We start from the raw sequence: 16723 nt of genomic DNA on the forward strand, positions 1-16723 counted from the left end.
ATTATTGCACAAGAGACACAATCTTACGGGCACCGTCCGCCATAGAATCAGCAGCAACAATATTAAGTCCCGATCCAGCCAAAATCTGCTTGCCCAATCCAACATTTGTTCCCTCAAGACGCACAACCAGCGGTTTAGTCAAACCCAGTTGACTAGCCGCTTCTACAACACCGTTAGCGATAACATCACAGCGCATAATACCACCGAAAATGTTAACAAAAATTCCGTTCACCTTTTCATCCGATAAAATGATTTTAAAGGCTTCTGTTACTTTCTCGGTCGTTGCACCGCCCCCTACATCCAGGAAGTTGGCGGGTTCGCCTCCATAATACTTAATAATATCCATAGTGGCCATCGCGAGACCTGCGCCGTTTACCATGCACCCAATATTGCCATCAAGTGCAATGTAACTAAGGTCATACTTCGAGGCTTCGATTTCCTTTAAATCCTCTTCATCCAAATCCCGCAGCTCTAGAATATCTTTATGACGGAACAAGGCGTTGGAATCAAAATTCAGTTTGGCATCCAGTGCCATCACATTCCCATCCGCAGTCACTACCAATGGGTTAATTTCGGCAATAGAGCAATCTTTATCCATGAAAGCTAAATATAGCGCTTGCATGAATTTCACAGTTTTGCCTACCAGCTCATTAGGAATAGAGATACTATAAGCCAGCTTACGCGCCTGGAAAGTCTGCAAACCCACTGCCGGATCAATGATCTCTTTAAAAATTTTCTCCGGATGTGTTGCAGCTACTTCTTCAATCTCAGTACCGCCTTCTTCAGAAGCCATCATGACCACTCGGCCAGTACCTCTGTCAACTACGATACCAATGTAATACTCCTTAACAATTTGACAACCCTCTTCAATGAGCAGTCTTTTTACTACCTTACCCTCCGGTCCAGTCTGGTGAGTTACTAGAGTCTTGCCCAGAATCTCAGTTGCGTAACTACGCACCTCATCGATATTCTTAGCAACCTTTACTCCTCCAGCTTTACCGCGTCCACCTGCGTGAATCTGAGCTTTAACTACAACAACTGGTGTGCTCAGTGACTCTGCGGCTTCTACCGCTTCCTCCACTGTATAAGCTACTTTTCCATTCGGTACGGCTACACCGTACTTCTTAAGCACTTCTTTTCCCTGATACTCGTGGATATTCATAGCGGTAGCCTCCTAAAGTAGCGTGGTGACTAAACAGGCAGCCTGTTGTCATCTCGCTTTCCGTTTTGATTGCCGCGGGGTTAGGGATAGGCTGATGTTATACATGCAGCACTATTCCGGAACCAGCAGAAACTGATCTACCACTCGTAAAAAGAATGGCATTATTTCTGCAAGAGACATTGTGTAAATCTATAAGACTAAGCTTATATTTACCTATATGCCATACAAAGGAACCCAGAATAGTGTAACATGTTTTTAAAACGCTTACCTTAAATATATTCATGATTTGTACACATTTTTTCGCTTGATTTCATGCCGGAATGCGAACGATCGCATTGACTCCTTACTACGCTTACTTTTTACTATCTTGGATATTAGCTTCGTGAACACGATTCAGTAAGTCTTTAAACTGATCAAGTAGCTCTATGGATTCATTATTTGTCAGTGTCGTTTCTTCCATCATTTTGCCGGGAATACACACGGCATCACTTTGGAGTGCCCAGCCTTGTTTCGTTAGTGAGATTAATACTTTTCGCTCATCCTGCATCGAGCGTTCACGTATAATTAGGCCTGCAGCTTGCAAGCGTTTCAATAACGGAGTCAGCGTTCCTGAATCCAAAAATAACGCCTCACCAATCTCTTTCACTGTACATTGCTGCCGTTCCCATAACACAAGCATTACTAAGTATTGGGAGTAAGTTAAACCGATCTTATCCAAATACGGTTGGTACAGCTTTGTAATCTCACGCGAGCAAGCATAAATGGTAAAACAGAGCTGATTCTCGATCAGCAGCTCTGGGGTTGTAGTCATTTTCTGCATATCTTCTTCACTCATTTTCATATTTATTCACCCGCCTTATCTCTTTATTTTATCATAATTCCCTCATATATCATAATAATAGCAAAAAATTAATTTGACTTTTATATTAATTGTGATAAATTAGATTGTACACAAACTAATTAGTGAATAGGAGAGATTTATTATGATGACAATTCAACAAAAGATGTATGAAACCACAGTTAAAGCCGTTGGGGGAAGAAACGGTTATATAGAATCAGAAAGCCCTAAACTCAACCTTACGATCAGTACACCACGTGAAATGGGGGGTGCCGGAGGTGAAGGCACTAATCCTGAACAATTATTCGCAGCTGGTTACTCCGCTTGTTTTGACAGTGCTCTGAACATGGTTGCTCGTCTTGGAAAAGTGAAGATTGAAGGCAGTGAAGTTACGGCTACTGTAAGCTTTGGTAAAGTTGAAGATGGCGGATTCGGCATTGCGGTTAAGCTTGACGTGCTGGTTAAAGGCGTTGACAGAGAAACCGCAGCATCTTTGGTAGAAGCTGCCCATGGCGCATGTCCTTACTCCCGTGCCACTCGTGGCAATATCGAAGTAGAACTGAATGTACTGTAAGAAATTATAGAGAAAAATGTATGTGAAATTTGCTAAACGATCTAACCTTCGTTTGAATACGTGGCATTTCACATTCGAAGTCGCTAACGGACACAGTTGATCTTAAACGCAACTTAATCCCATATTTGGGATGTTATCGGACCTCATAGCAGCTATTGGAAGGAAAACCACCCAATATAACCTTCTTCCGAAGGAATAGCGTCTCCAGCGTCCGAATCTACGCTCCAAGGGCTAAAAACTTGCAAACAACGTCCTCTAGGTCCGTTCCATAAGCATCAGAGCATAATAATGGTTCGGCGGTGCTCGTCACTACCGGTCCATAGTATAGAGCAGCGATTCTCATTAACGGGAATCGCTGCTCTTTTATCTTTATTCCTCCGCTAATACCTGTCGATCCAGATTACGGTATTGCACAGCTTCCGCGAGATGTGCAGAAGAAATATCCTGTGCACCCTCCAGATCAGCTATGGTACGGGATAGCTTAATAATCCGATCATGCGCTCGCATGCTTAGACCTAAATTCTCCAAAATATCATACAGCATTTGAGCACTCTCTCGGTTTAGGCTTGCATATTTCCGAAGGGAAGCACCGGAAAGTTCACTGTTCCATGAAATCGCCAGTCGTTTGTAACGTTTAGCTTGGATGGCCTGAGCAGCCAACACCTCCGCACGCATATCTGCTGACGATAAAACATGCCCCTGCCGATTCCATTCCTTCGGGCGGGGAACATCAACCTGTAAGTCGATCCGATCCAATAATGGACCGGATATTTTGGCTCGATATTGGGCAATCCTTGATGGACTACAGGTACAATTTTGCTGGGAGATACCGCTTCCAAAAAAGCCGCAGCTGCACGGATTCATCGATGCAGCGAGCATGAATTTGGCAGGAAAAGTAAAGGAAGCCCGGGCACGACTTATAGTAACCACCCCATCTTCGAGTGGCTGTCGCAGCACTTCAAGCACATTCCGGGAGAATTCAGGCAATTCATCCAGAAACAGAATACCTCGATGCGCAAGACTTACCTCACCTGGCTTGGGAATACCGCCCCCTCCAATTAATCCGGCAGAAGATATCGTGTGGTGTGGAGAACGAAATGGACGACTTCGCAGCAAACCGTTGTGTGCATCCTTCAAATTTCCAGCCGCACTAAAAATTTTGGTTACCTCAAGTGCCTCACTGTCCGACAATTGTGGAAGGATACTGGGAAGGCGTTTGATCAGCATCGTTTTGCCTGTGCCAGGTGGGCCGATGAGCATAATATTATGCATCCCTGCAGCCGCGATAGTTAGTGCTCTTTTCACATGTTGCTGTCCAAGCACATCACTGTAATCATCCATTATTTCATTCGCTTCGGAAGAAGCAGCCTCAGAATCAGAATATTTAGGGTTATATTTGAGATGCTCTACAGAAAGAACAAGCACCGGAGGTTGTTCTTTTGCCCCCGTCCCCATACTCACGGATACAGGAAAAGGAAGTGGTGATCCTTCAGATTCTACTAGAGGAACTAGCTTATCTATAATCGGACCAAAGCTAGCCACAGATTCAGCAGCATTCGCTAACGCTTGCAAATGGTCGATGGTATAAACATTCATGCCACTGATTAAAGCGGCTTCTGCCGCATTGCCTTGCGGGAGCAGAACGGCTTTAAACCCGCTTTTACGCGCTGCTTCAACCATCGGCAGCACACCCGAAACCGGACGCAGACTGCCGTCGAGCGCAAGCTCTCCAATCAAAAGCATCTCTTGAGCTGAAGGCATAATCAACTGGCCACTAGTTATCAGTATCCCTAAAGCAATCGCTAGATCAAAAGCGGAACCTTCTTTACGCAGGTCAGCTGGAGCAAGATTGATCGTAATACGCTGCTGTGGATAGCGGTAACCGCAATTTTTAACGGCAGCCCTAACTCGTTCAACAGCCTCGCGAATCGCTGAATCTGGTAAGCCAATGATATTCGTCTGCGGCAGTCCATTTGCAAGATCGATTTCCACACCGATCATTACCCCTTCAATCCCATACAGACACGCGCTAAACATTTTCCCATACATAATAAAAACACCTCATCTCCTGAATTACACCCTAATTTGGGGTGTCATAGCTTCAAGAAAAAAGGTGCTTCCTTATTTTCCAAATATATATATTAGCTGTTAAGTACATTATAGAAGTTGTGTCCTAACGCAATCTGTGAGCAATTTATCTTTAGAATAAGAAATTCAAGTTTTACATAAAAGCGAAAGCACATCTCTAAAGACCTACATCAATCCCCTTCTTTAACTACGACCGAGTCCCTAATCTGCTCAAAAGTCAACGGTTTATAGTTCCAATGCTCTACACAAATGTTAAAATGATTGTTTCCCTCATATTTTTGCCCATGAATATGGCCGTGCACATTTACGTAAGGCATATGTTTATTCATGTACATAGGCTCATGTGAGAGGAAAAAGAAATCCTTATAAATCAAAGGATATTCACTAACCTCATCAAAACCTGCCTCAAGCCACCAACTTCGGCTGCGGCCGCGATCATGATTGCCAAGGATCAGGATTTTGTATCCATGCAGTCTGGCCACAATCGCACGAGTTGCCTCCTTATTCAGAAAAGAAAAGTCTCCCAAATGAAATACTTTGTCGTCCGGATTCACTACCGAATTCCAACTTTCAATCATAACTTCATTCATTTGCTCTACATCGTTGAAGGGTCTGGATTCAAAATCAATGATCAACTTATGCCCAAAATGATGATCTGATGTGAAAAAAACCTTAGCCATGTGCACCCTCCTTTTGTTCCTATTCTAATGACAGTATGTATGAAAAAAGCTCCGACTACCCATAAACCCTAGGAAATTCGGAGCCCCGAGGACTTTTCCGCCTAATTTCTCACGAAATTATACGTATCATTCTATGTCATGAGGCGATGACGGAATACCTCTTTATTGTTAATGTTACTTTTCCCAGTCGCGCCGCTTACTCGAACGTTTATTAACATCACTCTGAATCAGTTCAGCTAAAGGAGGCGCCTCCTCATTGTCAATGAGCCAGCCACGCATCTCCTTGATCGCTTCCACCTGTCCATTGCCTTTGTCACGCCATGTAAGCAGTTCAATAACTCTAATTACAAGCGCTAAGAGACTGCTATTGCTGTTTTGCGACTTTTCAGCCCGGATTTTTTGAAATAACGCTTCATTTTCCCAATCTATTAATATTTCCTCCGCTATAGTGGGCCGCATTACCGTGAAGGTCTTATTGCAATTATCGCAACAGACGACAGATATTGGCTCTGCTTTAAATTTCACTTCAATCTTCTGCTGGCAATATTGGCATGTAAAACTAACCTGCATTTCAGAAGGTTTATTCTTCACTAGACAGCCCTCCTCATGATGACATTAAAAAGTTACTCCTAATGTTTACCCATTTCTTTTGAGAAATGACCCACAGTGCGGAAGGTATGTAAAGACTTTTTTATCAGAACAGCAGCAAATTCATAAAGAATCGCATGAGAAAATAGAGTTACTCTTAAAACGCCTCGCGAATATGACTAAGTGAAGCTAGGCTAAGATCGTCATTTAACAAGACGCTAATTACATCAAAAGAAACCCGCCGTTCCTCATAACCCTTCATATGCAAATAAACCTGTGTTGTACTCCGAACCTGGTTTATTTTGCGAGCATTCACCGATTCTTCTGGAGTTCCCTGAAGCAGCTCTCCACTGCGGCTACGAACTTCGACAACAACAATACAGTCTTCACGCTCCGCAATGATATCAAGCTCTCCAGTACGACAACGCCAATTCCGTTCCAATATCATATACCCGCTAGAAGATAGGTACTGCACAGCTCCGTTCTCTGCAGCAGTTCCTTTCTCTTTGCGGTTATAGTGCTTTCTTACATAGGGCTCTTTCATTCTTGTCCCCGTTCACCAGCGGAACGATCGCTCTGATACACAAAGCTGAGGATTTCCGCCACCAGCTGATAGAGCTCAGACGGAATCTGTTGGTCCAGATCAAGCTTTGAAAGAACCTCCACGAGGGCTGCATCTTCCTGAACAGCAACCCCGCTCTCCTTAGCCTTTTGCAGAATAAGGTCTGCTATCGCGCCTTGTCCCTTGGCTACTACGACAGGAGCCTCGTTTTGTCCGGGACTATATTTGAGAGCGACCGCTTTTTTGAGCCCTTGTGAAATTGGCTGTACAGGCTCATTCATATACGGTAATCCACTCCTTTGTAAGCCTCAGGAACATAATCAACAAACTTATTAGTATTGGAGCCAGCAAGCTCTTTAGGCAAATTCAATTCTGGCAAGGGTTCGGTTCTTAAACCTGATAATTGATAACCGATGGATTCTACTGCAGTTTTTATTTCTTCACGCCGCGTCTCCAGCAGCTCAAGCACCCACGGATGATCATTATGAAGCTTAAGACTAACGATTCGATCGACAACCTGCACATCTACCAATGTCTGCCCTAGCTGCTTCATGTCCAAATCGAACCATAATCGACAGTTAGCTGCATCCAACTCCCCTTTGCGGCCCCGCCTGGACTGGATATGAACCGATGCAGTTTCCTGCCCATCTGGACCTTGCAGCGGCAAGAACAATGTAACCTGCGCGAAGGGAGCAGTCCGATCTGTATTCAGCAGCAGCTGTTGGCCTGTCAGCTGCTGCACTAGCCCGCTCGCGGCATCTTTTACCGCGGGCGGCACCTCGCTGCTGCTCATAAGCTGCAGCAGCACGCCCTTCAACGTGTCGGCAGCTTGCTCCCCGCCGACACTGCCTAGCGCGGCTGCAGCTGTCCCCGCTGCCGCTCGCGCCGTCTCCGCGGCCGGCAAAGCGCCGCCGCGCACGGCCTGCTGCTCGTGCTCCGCACCGAGCAGCTTCAACACCCGCCCCACCCACGACTCCGCATCCGCGGGTGGGGCGGTGTCTGGCTGCACCGGCGAAGCCGCAGCAGCCGTGGTCTCCCCGCGCGGCGCTGCCGGCGCGGGGGCAGGTTCTTGTCCCGCCGCCTCAGCGGGCGGGACGTTCGCGAGCTGCGGCATGCTGCCGCGCAACTCGGTGAGCACGCCCTGCAGCTTCGCGAGCAGGGCAGCCCCGCTAGGCGCAGCAGCTTGGCTTGCTGCACCAGCTTGGCTTCCCGCAGCAGCTTGGCTATCTGCACCTGCTGATCCAGTGGCGCTTGTAATCGCGCCACTGACACTACCCTGCGCTCTATCTTTATTTAGACTCATTTCATTGCCATGAGTTTCGCTCTGATTAGAACTATTTTGATTGCTTACAATTCCGTCCCCTTGCGTGTTAGCAGCACTACTCTGAGTTCCTGAAGCAAGCGTAGAAGTTATTTTCCCAGTCAAAGGTTCACCAGTATTTCCACTCTTCGAGAGCTGAGCTACCTCACCAGCCTCTTCGGGGACCACTGGCTTGGCAGTTACAATACCGGTTTCATTCTCAGGAGTTTCAGCTGTACTTGCAGCTGCACTTCCTGATATTTCTGATTTCACTGAATTCAAAGGAATTATTGGTTCATCAGAAATAACTCCGGCTCCCGTTGCCCCTCCTGTTGCAGCAGTACTTCCGCTTGTAGTAGTAGCACCACCACTACCCTCAGCAGGTTTACTTACAGGTTGTCCAGTTCCTTTAACCGCCACCTGGTCCATTTCCGCATCAGCATCACCTGCTGATACCGCTTCCGCGTTAATCACAGCGCCCGTACCTGTCGTTACAGGAGCATTCAGGTTTCCGGTTGGGGTACCCATTCCAGTTTTAGCTTCGGCTGTTGTTGTTTCTTCACCGGCGACTTGACCTGCCCAAATCGTAATCTGTTCTTCGAGCGCTGACAAAAGCTGATGAAGCTGCGGACCAAAAACCGCCTGCTGCAATCCTTTCACACTTTCAGGGGTAACCGGCAAGCCCCGCTTTACAGAAATGACAGCTGCATCAAGCCACTCTGAGGTCGGCACGCCCGCAGGTTTCGCACTCATTACAGCATCCAGAATCGCCGCTGTCTCTTTGGTAAGCGGAATACCACCCGACTGCATCGCCAACACAATTTCCCTACCCGCTTTGGAGTCAGTAAGCCCAAGCGATTCCAATGCCTCGCCCATGTTTTGCGGGGTGGCTAACACCGTTTCGCCGAGGGAGACCGGCTTCAATACGGGCAATCCGCCTTCTCCGGGTGCTCCAACCTGTAAGTTCAGGGTCTCTCCTGGCAGTAGTGGTGTTTCCAACTCCGCACGAACAGGTGTGCCTTGAATCTGCACAACGGCTTCTTTTCCCGAATCCGATACAGACAATACAACACCACGTACAACCTGCCCTTCCTTCAATTCCAAAGACTTGGCTGCTCCCGGTTTATTATCCCCGAGCAATCCACGGATCAATGTTCCGATATTCATACCGTTTCTCCTCCCTCCATTTTCTCTCTTCTTACTATATCGGTATTAATCCGACTTTTTTGAGCGGTGAATTTATCCAAGCTTAAACGCCTTTGGCGTCTTTTATATTCTGATATTTCTAAAAAAGGGTTTGCTGTTCAGCAAGAATCTTCCCAATAAAGCTGCGCCGATGCATAGGTGTCGGACCTAACGCCGTAATTTGTTCCCTGTGAAGCTTGGTCGCATAACCTTTATGTATCGCAATCCCATAATCAGGGTATAATTCCTCCCACACCCCTTCACACAGTCTATCTCTTGTTACTTTAGCTATAATCGAAGCTGCCGCAATGGACTGGCTGTTTGCATCTCCTTTTATGATCGCCTGCTGCGGCAACGGAAGATCAACTTTTTCAGCATCGATTAACATATAGTCCGGGGTATGACTAAGACCTTCTACCGCTTTTTTCATCGCTAGACGAGAAGCCTGTTTAATATTAATTTCATCAATCATGCGGGAATCCACATAACCTACACCAATAGCTATCGCCTGCTCCATAATAATCTCGAATAAGGCATCTCTTTTTTTCGCTGTAAGCTTCTTAGAGTCGTTGACGCCATCAATAATAAGCCCTTCCGGCAAAATCACCGCTGCTGCAACAACATCCCCAAACAAACAACCTCTGCCTACTTCATCTACGCCGGCTATACGGCGATAAGACTGTTCCCAGCCCTCTTTTTCATAACTCAACATATCTATCGTACTCACGATCTGTCACCGCCAATTATAAATTATTCTATAAACTACATAAGTCAGCTTACCATAGTAAAGCCCACATGGTCATGTACAAATAACCATCCAAATCAGCAAAAAAAGAGCCCCCGAAAATTTCCGGATGGCTCTTCCATACCCATTCATTTAAACGCCTTTAAGGTGTTTCCAGCGTAAAACGACCAAGCTTACCTGCCCGCAGCTCATGCAGCAAAGCACGTGAAGCTTTTTCCAGATCAACACGTCCACCGCTAATCAGACAACCGCGTTTGCGACCCACGGCTTCCATAACTGCAACGATCTCATCAGGGTTCTCAAGATCCTCAGGAAGCTTCTCAATACCAAAGCGCTCTTGAAATCTGGAACCATAATCCTTGACCAAATACTTCACTGCATAAAAAGCAATGTCCTCAATGTTCAGGATTTCTTCTTTGATCGCACCCGTCACGGCCAAGCGGTAACCCACGTCTTGATCCTCAAACTTCGGCCATAAGATACCAGGAGTATCCAGAAGCTCCAGATTACCTCCTGTTTTAATCCACTGCTGGCCCTTAGTAACCCCCGGGCGATCACCCGTAGCAGCGATACTCTTACCAGCCATTCGATTAATCAGCGTTGATTTACCGACGTTAGGAATACCGACGATCAATGCGCGCATAGCCCGTGGGTTCATTCCCCTTGCGATCTGCCGATCAATCTTTTCCTTCAACAGCAGCTTGACCTGCTCCGGAATCTCCTTAACGCCTGTTCCAGTAGATGCGTCCACAGGATGGGCAACATGCCCTTGTTCCTTAAAGTACGCCAGCCACTTCCGAGTAATTTCCGGATCCGCCAGATCCGCTTTGTTCAAAATAATTAATCTCGGCTTGTCCCGCAAAATATCGTCAATCATCGGATTGCGGCTGGAAAGCGGCAGACGGGAATCGAGCAACTCTATAACAACATCAATCAGCTTCAGCTTATCCTCGATTTGCCGCCTAGCCTTCGTCATATGACCAGGAAACCAATGAATGGCCATTGCCGTCACCTCCTTTGACTTCTGTCAACTTAATGGTTAATCAGTGTAATATCTTTTATCGGCCAGAAGATTAAATCTGCACGACCCACAATATCACCCAGCGGCACATAGCCAATCATCCGGCTGTCTGTACTATCCGAGCGATTATCCCCCATAACGAAAATATGTCCTTCTGGTACAGTACCATCCGTGAATTTTTCATTTGGGAAATCTTTATTATTATACAGAGCGTTGTTACTATGCGCAGCATCAATAGCGCCTTGGATGTAAGTCTCGTTAACAACCTCACCGTTAACTGTAACTACATCTCCTTCTACTTTCACAGTATCTCCAGCCACACCAATTACACGTTTAATAAAATCTCTGCCTTCAGATGGCACGTGGAATACAATAACCTCACCCCGCTGCGGAGATCTTATATCGTATAAAATTTCATTAACGATAACACGTTCTCCCGTATGGAAATTAGGCTGCATGGAAGGTCCATCTACAATAAAAGGCTTGAATAAAAGCCAGCGAATCAGTATAACCAGAACTAAAGCAATCGCAATGGCCTTGACCCATTCCAGCACTTCATTTTTCTGTTTACGTGGGTTCTGCTCGCTTGATTCCAAAGTTTCGCTTTGTTCCTGCTGCATAGTTCACCGTCCTCTCTTAATACTACTCTTACTATACAACACAAAAAAACTCCTGCCAAAAACCCCTCCACAGATACTCCTTCAGGAGGCCTTTTCGGAGAAGCTTATCCCCAAGCGTATATGTCACACGCATTGTATACCAAGCTAAAACGCCCTCAGCGTCCTTTTAAGGACGGTATGCGTTTATGCGAGAAATATAAGAATACTGTATAACGTAAAACTTATGCTTTTCTTATATTTTCAAAAAAAAATAAAGCGAAAGGGGCTTGAACTCAAGCCCCTCTCCTCTGTCACTATTCTAGCGACGAATTTCTTTAATTCTCGCTGCTTTACCACGTAGTTCACGAAGGTAATAAAGCTTAGCACGACGCACTTTACCACGACGAGCCACTTCGATTTTTTCGAGTTTAGGCGAGTTGATTGGGAATGTTCTTTCCACACCAACACCGTAAGAAATTTTACGAACCGTAAAAGTCTCACTGATTCCACCGCCACGACGTTTGATTACAACGCCTTCGAACAACTGGATACGCTCACGAGTTCCCTCGATAACTTTTACATGCACCTTCAAAGTGTCACCCGGACGAAAACTAGGGATATCTTTACGAAGTTGCTCTTGCGTAATAGCTTGTAGGATATTCATTAAGGACTTCCTCCTTCCGTACAGGTGTTCTTGCCTCTTCCGGAGAGATCTGAGCTCTCCCTCATTATCCGCAGCGGACCACCGTATTCCACACAACAGAGTTAATAATATCATAAAGGACGGGCTAATACAACTTATTTTTCTATTTTATAACGGTAACATATCTCTTTTTTTTGCCTTAGACTGGCAGTCTTTACACAAGCCGACCACGGTTCCATTGTCTTGAGCATAGAAGATCAACTTCCCATTCTTCTTCTTGCAAGAAGAGCAAGGTTGCTCCCCTGGACTCTGTTTGGCTTTGCGATGACTATCCATTGAGATCACATTACTGCTAGTCGTGCGCAAAGGATCGCTTGAGCTGCTTGTTTTCTTTTTCTGAACGATATAATACCCAACACCCAGCGCTAGCAAGACAAGCAAAATAACTACATATTTCATCTGGCTCCCTCCGCTCTTCATGATTTACTTGAGGTAAGAAAATAAAAAGACCGCCCTGTGATGCAAGTAAGGCAACGGTCTATATCGTATTCGCAAACTAGCCTTAGCACATCTCACTATAAAAAGCGCTTTTCAGTAGCTGCTGAAGATTATATATGAGAGCATCTTCGCTCTTTTTATATGTACTCTTACCCATTTTAATGTGAGCGTAAGATCTATATTTCATTTTAGCACAATTGAAATTTGAAGTGTAGTGAACACTTTTTAAATACCTAGTCTTTGGTCCAGTATATTAACCCGCCTACAGCCGTTTTTACAATAAATCCCCATAGGCTATACTTACAGAAGTACGTACATAACGTAGCGCTTAGGGAAGAACACATATACCCAAAAATAAGGAGGATTTTATTCAATGAAAAAGAGTAATACAACTAGCGTAATGGCAGCTGTAGCCGTCTTGTCCGTCGTACTTCTGGCAGGATGCACAGAGTTACCGGGTAGGCAATCCGCTAATAATGAACTAGGAAAGAATATTACTGAAGATGTGCAGCAAAATATTGGTGAGGCTGTGAAGCAAGAGCTGGGTAAAGCCGCTGCAAGCGTGGAACAGGCCGTTCAGGATACAGCTACCAAGGTGGTCGACGAAGTTAAAGCAAACAGCATTAGCAAAGAACTATCCTTATCTAAAGAGATCGGCTCTGCTTCAGTGCTTAGCATGAACAATGCAGTGGGAGAAATAGAAGTTACATCAACTACGGGTGATCAAATTAATGTGAGTGCGACAATCTTAGCCCATAACGGCTCCGCTCATAAAGCTGACCGCCAGAAAATCTTGGATGACGCTGAGATTTCAATAGACGTTAGTGGCGATACTCTGAAGGTATCTACAAATTCCAAATCAAATCCGAAGAAGGATTTATGGACTTGGGCTCAAGACAAATACGGTTATTCAGATTTTAGCATTAACTATACCATTGAGATCCCCACCCGTATGGATGAATATCAAATCACCAATAATGTCGGGCAAATTCGTCTCCGCAATCTGGACGGAAATTACCGCGTCGTCAGCAACGTTGGAGCTATTGATATCGAAGGAGCTAACATCACCGGTAAGTCCACTCTAGAGTCTAATACAGGAAGCATACGCATGGATATAGCCGGAATGAAGAGTGATAGCCGTCTTAAAGCGACAACAAATGTAGGTAGCCTCAATGCTGTTCTAGCCGATGGCGTGAAATGTAGCTTGGTGGCTAAAAGTGATCTAGGCCAGATCACCGGGGTTGAGGGTGGCAAACGTGATGTTAACGGAGGAGGTCCTTTGTTGTCCTTAAGCTCTGATATAGGTGCAATTACAGTAGAGTAACCAACCACTAAAAACAGACCGTCCGGATTAGCGGACGGTCTGTTTTTGCATCATCATATCAGATTAATGCAATAGCCAACAGTGTGAACAAGCTGAGAGTTAAAATATTGTCAGCAGCATAAGGGTAACCAAAAAATGCAGAAGTCTGCACAGGTCCATTGGATCCTGTTCTTAAGTAAACATTATATCTGTCCACATCTGTAATCACACCTTCATGCTGTCTGCCATCAGTAGTCAGGATACGTACCCTTCTATTCTTACAACGTAAGCAATTATAATAAGCCTCCACTAGTGTACTCCTCCTCATTCGTAATGATATACTCTATGGTGAGGAGTACAGGTCGGTAACGGCTAAGTTACATAGGTCATTTGTTTGGATCGATATTTACTTTCCGTTCTCTGCATTTTTTGTATTCCCAAAGGTTATATATAAGGAAAGACATATTCTCGGCTTGTTATCCGTACCATCCTATCCATTCAAGGAGGCCAATCGAATGAATGTAGCACGTAAACAGTTTATTAAGGAAGGCGTACTGCGTATTACCATCTTTATTATTTTATCATCGCTTACCTATACCGTTCGCAACTATGCATGGGCAGTTACTGTTCTCGTATGTTTTGCGCTTTACGCTCTACTTACAGGAGTATATCGCCTCTTTCGCAAAGAGTAGAATGCGCCTCCACGAATTTTTATAGTTAACCAAACGCCCCCTTTCCAAAGAGTTTTTAATTCTCCTTGAAGAGGGGGCGTTTACATTCTGACCAGAATCACAGGGTTTGACCTCTTTGTAGAGCACAATAAAACCATTAGATGTAGTGAACTTTCGTTCGCTATACTCTAATGGTTTTATTGGACTTGCTTATCCATACTTAATTATTAATCTTATATGTTCAAGCTTTAAAGGGCGAATGGGAATTACGATTTGCGATTTGTATAATAATCGATAATATCATTCACGGTGCGGAGCGGCTCCGCATCTTTGTGGATCGTGTCCACGCTAGGCTTGAATTCTTCACGCGTCTTCGTAGTCACTTCAGTTCATTCCTTTCAATAGTTAAGCTTGCTGCATCGTAAGCTGCATATAGTATTACGCCACCTCTATCTATTACCCCAAATAGAAGAGTTCAACGCACCTATGCTCATTTGTTTTGGAAATTACGCAAAAAAATACGAGATTATAGCCCTTCTTATACTTAAGTAAACATAACAAAAACGCCTCCTTAACGTAAGATACGTTAAAAAGACGTAAAATATGCCTGTTTTATTAAAATTTTACTCCGGCTTGATTTCATTTTTCAGACGTTCCAGTGTTTTCTTGTCTTTCAATGTTAGTTCTGCACTTTCGAGCAAATCAGGTCTACGTTCAAGTGTACGCTGTAACGCTTGCTCTCTCCGCCATACTTCGATGTTGGCGTGATGGCCACTCAGCAACATATCTGGTACCTTCCAGCCGCGAAATTCAGCGGGTCGAGTGTAGTGAGGATATTCCAACAGCCCTGTACTGAACGAATCCGTGATCGCAGAGGTTTCATTTCCAAGCGCCCCTGGCTGTAGCCGAACTACTGAATCAATAACCGTCAGTGCTGGTAGTTCTCCACCCGTTAGCACATAATCGCCAATCGACAGTTCATCTGTAACCAGATGCTCCCGTATTCGCTCATCGTAGCCCTCATAATGACCACATATAAAGATTAGATGCTGCTCTTGTGCCAGTTCCTCAGCAATCTTCTGATTATAGGTCTTTCCTTGTGGGCACATAAGAATGATGCGCGGCTTCACAGAGGAAGGCGACGGGACTGCAGATTCAGAACCCTTCTCCAAAGGACTAGCCTCGATCCCCAATACATGTTCTACCGCTGCAAAGATCGGGTCAGGCTTTAGTACCATACCCCCGCCCCCGCCATACGGTGTATCATCCACACTGTTGTGCTTATTTCCTGAGAAATCACGAAAGTTCACAGCATTCAAAGATACAATCCCTTTTTCGCGTGCCTTACCAAGAATACTTGTGCTAAATACGCCTTCGCACATCTCCGGAAAGAGCGTTAGCACATCAATTCTGATCATGGCAATAGTCCTTCCATTAAGTGAACCGTAATTCGTTTGGCCTCAATGTCCACGTTCAGCACTACATCGTTAATTACAGGGATAAGGATGTCTTGACCTTTAGCAGGCTTAACAACCCACACGTCATTTGCACCTGGCTGTAAAATTTCCGTAATTGTGCCAAGCGGTTCACTTCCAGCATCATCCGTATAAACTTCACAGCCAACGATTTGGTGGAAGTAATATTCGTTCTCTGGCAGATCAACCAGATCATTACTTGGCACCTTAAGCAAACTTCCCTTATACTTTTCCACTTCGTTAATATTGGTATATCCCTTAAGCTTAACGATAAACATACCCTTATGCTCTCGAGCGGATTCTACAGTCACTTCGAATTTTGCACTGCCATCCGCAGGGATGACGAACAGCTTCTTGTCTTTAGCGAAACGAACCTCAGGAAAATCGGTATGGGATAATACTTTAATCTCCCCGCGAATTCCATGTGTATTCACAAGCCGGCCTACGGTTAATTCTTCCGTCATATAACCCTCTCCTCTACAAGCTTCATCTATATATTTGAACAAAAAGGAGCCGGGATATACTATCCCTAGCCCCTCATTGTACGCATTATTTAAGATAAAATATCTACAGTTACGCGTTTATCGCTCTTGACTGCTGCAGATGTGACTACTGTACGGAGCGCCTTGGCGATCCTGCCTTGCTTGCCGATGACCTTTCCTACATCATCTGGATGTACGGACAGCTCATAGACAATCAAATGCTCTTTCTCCACAGCCCGTACCGTCACATCTTCTGGATGATCCACTAAAGCCTTAGCAATTACTCCAACTAATTCTTCCATAGAGGAC

The 16723-nt window shown here is 45.1% G+C and carries 20 protein-coding genes; 3 read left to right on the forward strand and 17 right to left on the reverse strand.

Going from position 1 to position 16723, the window contains the following annotated elements:
* Position 1: 1 nt before the first annotated feature.
* Together sucC and MKY54_RS19170 are read right to left on the reverse strand one after the other, a co-directional pair.
* Positions 2-1162: an ADP-forming succinate--CoA ligase subunit beta gene (gene sucC, locus MKY54_RS19165; protein ID WP_339187568.1), complete on the reverse strand. Its 1161-nt coding sequence runs from the start codon at positions 1160-1162 to the stop codon at positions 2-4.
* A gap of 352 nt (positions 1163-1514) precedes the next feature.
* Positions 1515-2003, reverse strand: a complete 489-nt coding sequence (locus MKY54_RS19170) for a MarR family transcriptional regulator (protein WP_235219564.1) — start codon at positions 2001-2003, stop codon at positions 1515-1517.
* Positions 2004-2145: 142 nt separating this feature from the next.
* Here MKY54_RS19170 and MKY54_RS19175 point away from each other — a divergent pair, with 142 nt between their 5' ends.
* On the forward strand, positions 2146-2574 hold the full coding sequence (locus MKY54_RS19175) for an organic hydroperoxide resistance protein (RefSeq protein ID WP_036688575.1): 429 nt from the start codon (positions 2146-2148) through the stop codon (positions 2572-2574).
* Positions 2575-2943: 369 nt separating this feature from the next.
* Here the strand turns inward: MKY54_RS19175 and MKY54_RS19180 are convergent, their stop codons facing one another.
* From MKY54_RS19180 to MKY54_RS19230, 11 genes are all read right to left on the reverse strand, one after another.
* Complete coding sequence (locus MKY54_RS19180; protein ID WP_036688578.1) at positions 2944-4623, reverse strand: YifB family Mg chelatase-like AAA ATPase; 1680 nt, start codon at positions 4621-4623, stop codon at positions 2944-2946.
* A gap of 209 nt (positions 4624-4832) precedes the next feature.
* A complete protein-coding gene (locus MKY54_RS19185; RefSeq protein WP_036688580.1) occupies positions 4833-5342 on the reverse strand; it encodes a metallophosphoesterase in 510 nt (169 codons plus the stop codon).
* A gap of 174 nt (positions 5343-5516) precedes the next feature.
* On the reverse strand, positions 5517-5933 hold the full coding sequence (locus tag MKY54_RS19190) for a hypothetical protein (protein ID WP_051491578.1): 417 nt from the start codon (positions 5931-5933) through the stop codon (positions 5517-5519).
* A gap of 154 nt (positions 5934-6087) precedes the next feature.
* On the reverse strand, positions 6088-6474 hold the full coding sequence (locus MKY54_RS19195; protein ID WP_076127091.1) for a YraN family protein: 387 nt from the start codon (positions 6472-6474) through the stop codon (positions 6088-6090).
* Positions 6471-6773, reverse strand: a complete 303-nt coding sequence (locus MKY54_RS19200) for an EscU/YscU/HrcU family type III secretion system export apparatus switch protein (RefSeq protein WP_038571992.1) — start codon at positions 6771-6773, stop codon at positions 6471-6473. Before MKY54_RS19200 ends, MKY54_RS19195 begins: the two co-directional genes overlap by 4 nt.
* Positions 6770-8959 carry a DNA ligase gene (locus MKY54_RS19205; RefSeq protein WP_339187570.1) on the reverse strand — a complete coding sequence of 730 codons (2190 nt, stop codon included), beginning with the start codon at positions 8957-8959 and terminating at the stop codon, positions 6770-6772. The genes MKY54_RS19200 and MKY54_RS19205 overlap by 4 nt, the downstream gene beginning before the upstream one ends.
* A 118-nt stretch (positions 8960-9077) precedes the next feature.
* Positions 9078-9689 carry a ribonuclease HII gene (locus MKY54_RS19210; protein ID WP_076100429.1) on the reverse strand — a complete coding sequence of 204 codons (612 nt, stop codon included), beginning with the start codon at positions 9687-9689 and terminating at the stop codon, positions 9078-9080.
* Between the two features lie 175 nt (positions 9690-9864).
* Positions 9865-10725, reverse strand: coding sequence for a ribosome biogenesis GTPase YlqF (ylqF, locus tag MKY54_RS19215; protein ID WP_036688587.1), 861 nt, complete (start codon positions 10723-10725; stop codon positions 9865-9867).
* 29 nt (positions 10726-10754) lie between these two features.
* Positions 10755-11363 carry a signal peptidase I gene (lepB, locus tag MKY54_RS19220; RefSeq protein WP_036688589.1) on the reverse strand — a complete coding sequence of 203 codons (609 nt, stop codon included), beginning with the start codon at positions 11361-11363 and terminating at the stop codon, positions 10755-10757.
* 298 nt (positions 11364-11661) lie between these two features.
* Entirely contained in the window at positions 11662-12006 is a 345-nt protein-coding gene (gene rplS / locus MKY54_RS19225; RefSeq protein ID WP_036688590.1) for a 50S ribosomal protein L19, read from the reverse strand.
* Positions 12007-12153: 147 nt separating this feature from the next.
* Entirely contained in the window at positions 12154-12444 is a 291-nt protein-coding gene (locus tag MKY54_RS19230) for a hypothetical protein (RefSeq protein WP_051491579.1), read from the reverse strand.
* 412 nt (positions 12445-12856) lie between these two features.
* Between MKY54_RS19230 and MKY54_RS19235 the strand changes: the two genes are divergently transcribed.
* Positions 12857-13807 carry a hypothetical protein gene (locus MKY54_RS19235; RefSeq protein ID WP_036688593.1) on the forward strand — a complete coding sequence of 317 codons (951 nt, stop codon included), beginning with the start codon at positions 12857-12859 and terminating at the stop codon, positions 13805-13807.
* A gap of 58 nt (positions 13808-13865) precedes the next feature.
* On the opposite strand, the gene MKY54_RS19240 is transcribed toward MKY54_RS19235, so the two are convergent.
* Positions 13866-14096, reverse strand: coding sequence for a hypothetical protein (locus tag MKY54_RS19240; RefSeq protein ID WP_036688596.1), 231 nt, complete (start codon positions 14094-14096; stop codon positions 13866-13868).
* Between the two features lie 205 nt (positions 14097-14301).
* On the opposite strand from MKY54_RS19240, the gene MKY54_RS19245 reads away from it, so the two are divergent.
* Entirely contained in the window at positions 14302-14478 is a 177-nt protein-coding gene (locus MKY54_RS19245) for a hypothetical protein (protein WP_155288145.1), read from the forward strand.
* Positions 14479-15080: 602 nt separating this feature from the next.
* Here the strand turns inward: MKY54_RS19245 and trmD are convergent.
* The 3 genes from trmD to MKY54_RS19260 form a co-directional block, all read right to left on the reverse strand.
* On the reverse strand, positions 15081-15872 hold the full coding sequence (gene trmD, locus MKY54_RS19250; protein ID WP_076307759.1) for a tRNA (guanosine(37)-N1)-methyltransferase TrmD: 792 nt from the start codon (positions 15870-15872) through the stop codon (positions 15081-15083).
* Positions 15872-16396, reverse strand: coding sequence for a ribosome maturation factor RimM (gene rimM, locus MKY54_RS19255; RefSeq protein WP_036688599.1), 525 nt, complete (start codon positions 16394-16396; stop codon positions 15872-15874). The genes trmD and rimM overlap by 1 nt, the downstream gene beginning before the upstream one ends.
* Positions 16397-16485: 89 nt before the next feature.
* Complete coding sequence (locus MKY54_RS19260) at positions 16486-16716, reverse strand: KH domain-containing protein (protein WP_036688600.1); 231 nt, start codon at positions 16714-16716, stop codon at positions 16486-16488.
* Positions 16717-16723 lie beyond the last annotated feature (7 nt).

Source organism: Paenibacillus sp. FSL P2-0121, assembly GCF_037975345.1.
Classification (GTDB): domain Bacteria; phylum Bacillota; class Bacilli; order Paenibacillales; family Paenibacillaceae; genus Paenibacillus_AQ; species Paenibacillus_AQ odorifer.

Coding starts and splice junctions, on each gene's coding strand:
- MKY54_RS19260 (WP_036688600.1), bottom strand. CDS start 16,716: ATGGAAGAATTAGTTGGAGTAATTGCTAAGGCTTTAGTGGATCATCCA.
- MKY54_RS19245 (WP_155288145.1), top strand. CDS start 14,302: ATGAATGTAGCACGTAAACAGTTTATTAAGGAAGGCGTACTGCGTATT.
- MKY54_RS19175 (WP_036688575.1), top strand. CDS start 2,146: ATGATGACAATTCAACAAAAGATGTATGAAACCACAGTTAAAGCCGTT.
- MKY54_RS19205 (WP_339187570.1), bottom strand. CDS start 8,959: ATGAATATCGGAACATTGATCCGTGGATTGCTCGGGGATAATAAACCG.
- MKY54_RS19210 (WP_076100429.1), bottom strand. CDS start 9,689: ATGTTGAGTTATGAAAAAGAGGGCTGGGAACAGTCTTATCGCCGTATA.
- MKY54_RS19170 (WP_235219564.1), bottom strand. CDS start 2,003: ATGAAAATGAGTGAAGAAGATATGCAGAAAATGACTACAACCCCAGAG.
- lepB (WP_036688589.1), bottom strand. CDS start 11,363: ATGCAGCAGGAACAAAGCGAAACTTTGGAATCAAGCGAGCAGAACCCA.
- MKY54_RS19180 (WP_036688578.1), bottom strand. CDS start 4,623: ATGTATGGGAAAATGTTTAGCGCGTGTCTGTATGGGATTGAAGGGGTA.
- MKY54_RS19185 (WP_036688580.1), bottom strand. CDS start 5,342: ATGGCTAAGGTTTTTTTCACATCAGATCATCATTTTGGGCATAAGTTG.
- MKY54_RS19200 (WP_038571992.1), bottom strand. CDS start 6,773: ATGAATGAGCCTGTACAGCCAATTTCACAAGGGCTCAAAAAAGCGGTC.
- rimM (WP_036688599.1), bottom strand. CDS start 16,396: ATGACGGAAGAATTAACCGTAGGCCGGCTTGTGAATACACATGGAATT.
- MKY54_RS19195 (WP_076127091.1), bottom strand. CDS start 6,474: ATGAAAGAGCCCTATGTAAGAAAGCACTATAACCGCAAAGAGAAAGGA.
- sucC (WP_339187568.1), bottom strand. CDS start 1,162: ATGAATATCCACGAGTATCAGGGAAAAGAAGTGCTTAAGAAGTACGGT.
- ylqF (WP_036688587.1), bottom strand. CDS start 10,725: ATGGCCATTCATTGGTTTCCTGGTCATATGACGAAGGCTAGGCGGCAA.
- MKY54_RS19230 (WP_051491579.1), bottom strand. CDS start 12,444: ATGAAATATGTAGTTATTTTGCTTGTCTTGCTAGCGCTGGGTGTTGGG.
- MKY54_RS19235 (WP_036688593.1), top strand. CDS start 12,857: ATGAAAAAGAGTAATACAACTAGCGTAATGGCAGCTGTAGCCGTCTTG.
- rplS (WP_036688590.1), bottom strand. CDS start 12,006: ATGAATATCCTACAAGCTATTACGCAAGAGCAACTTCGTAAAGATATC.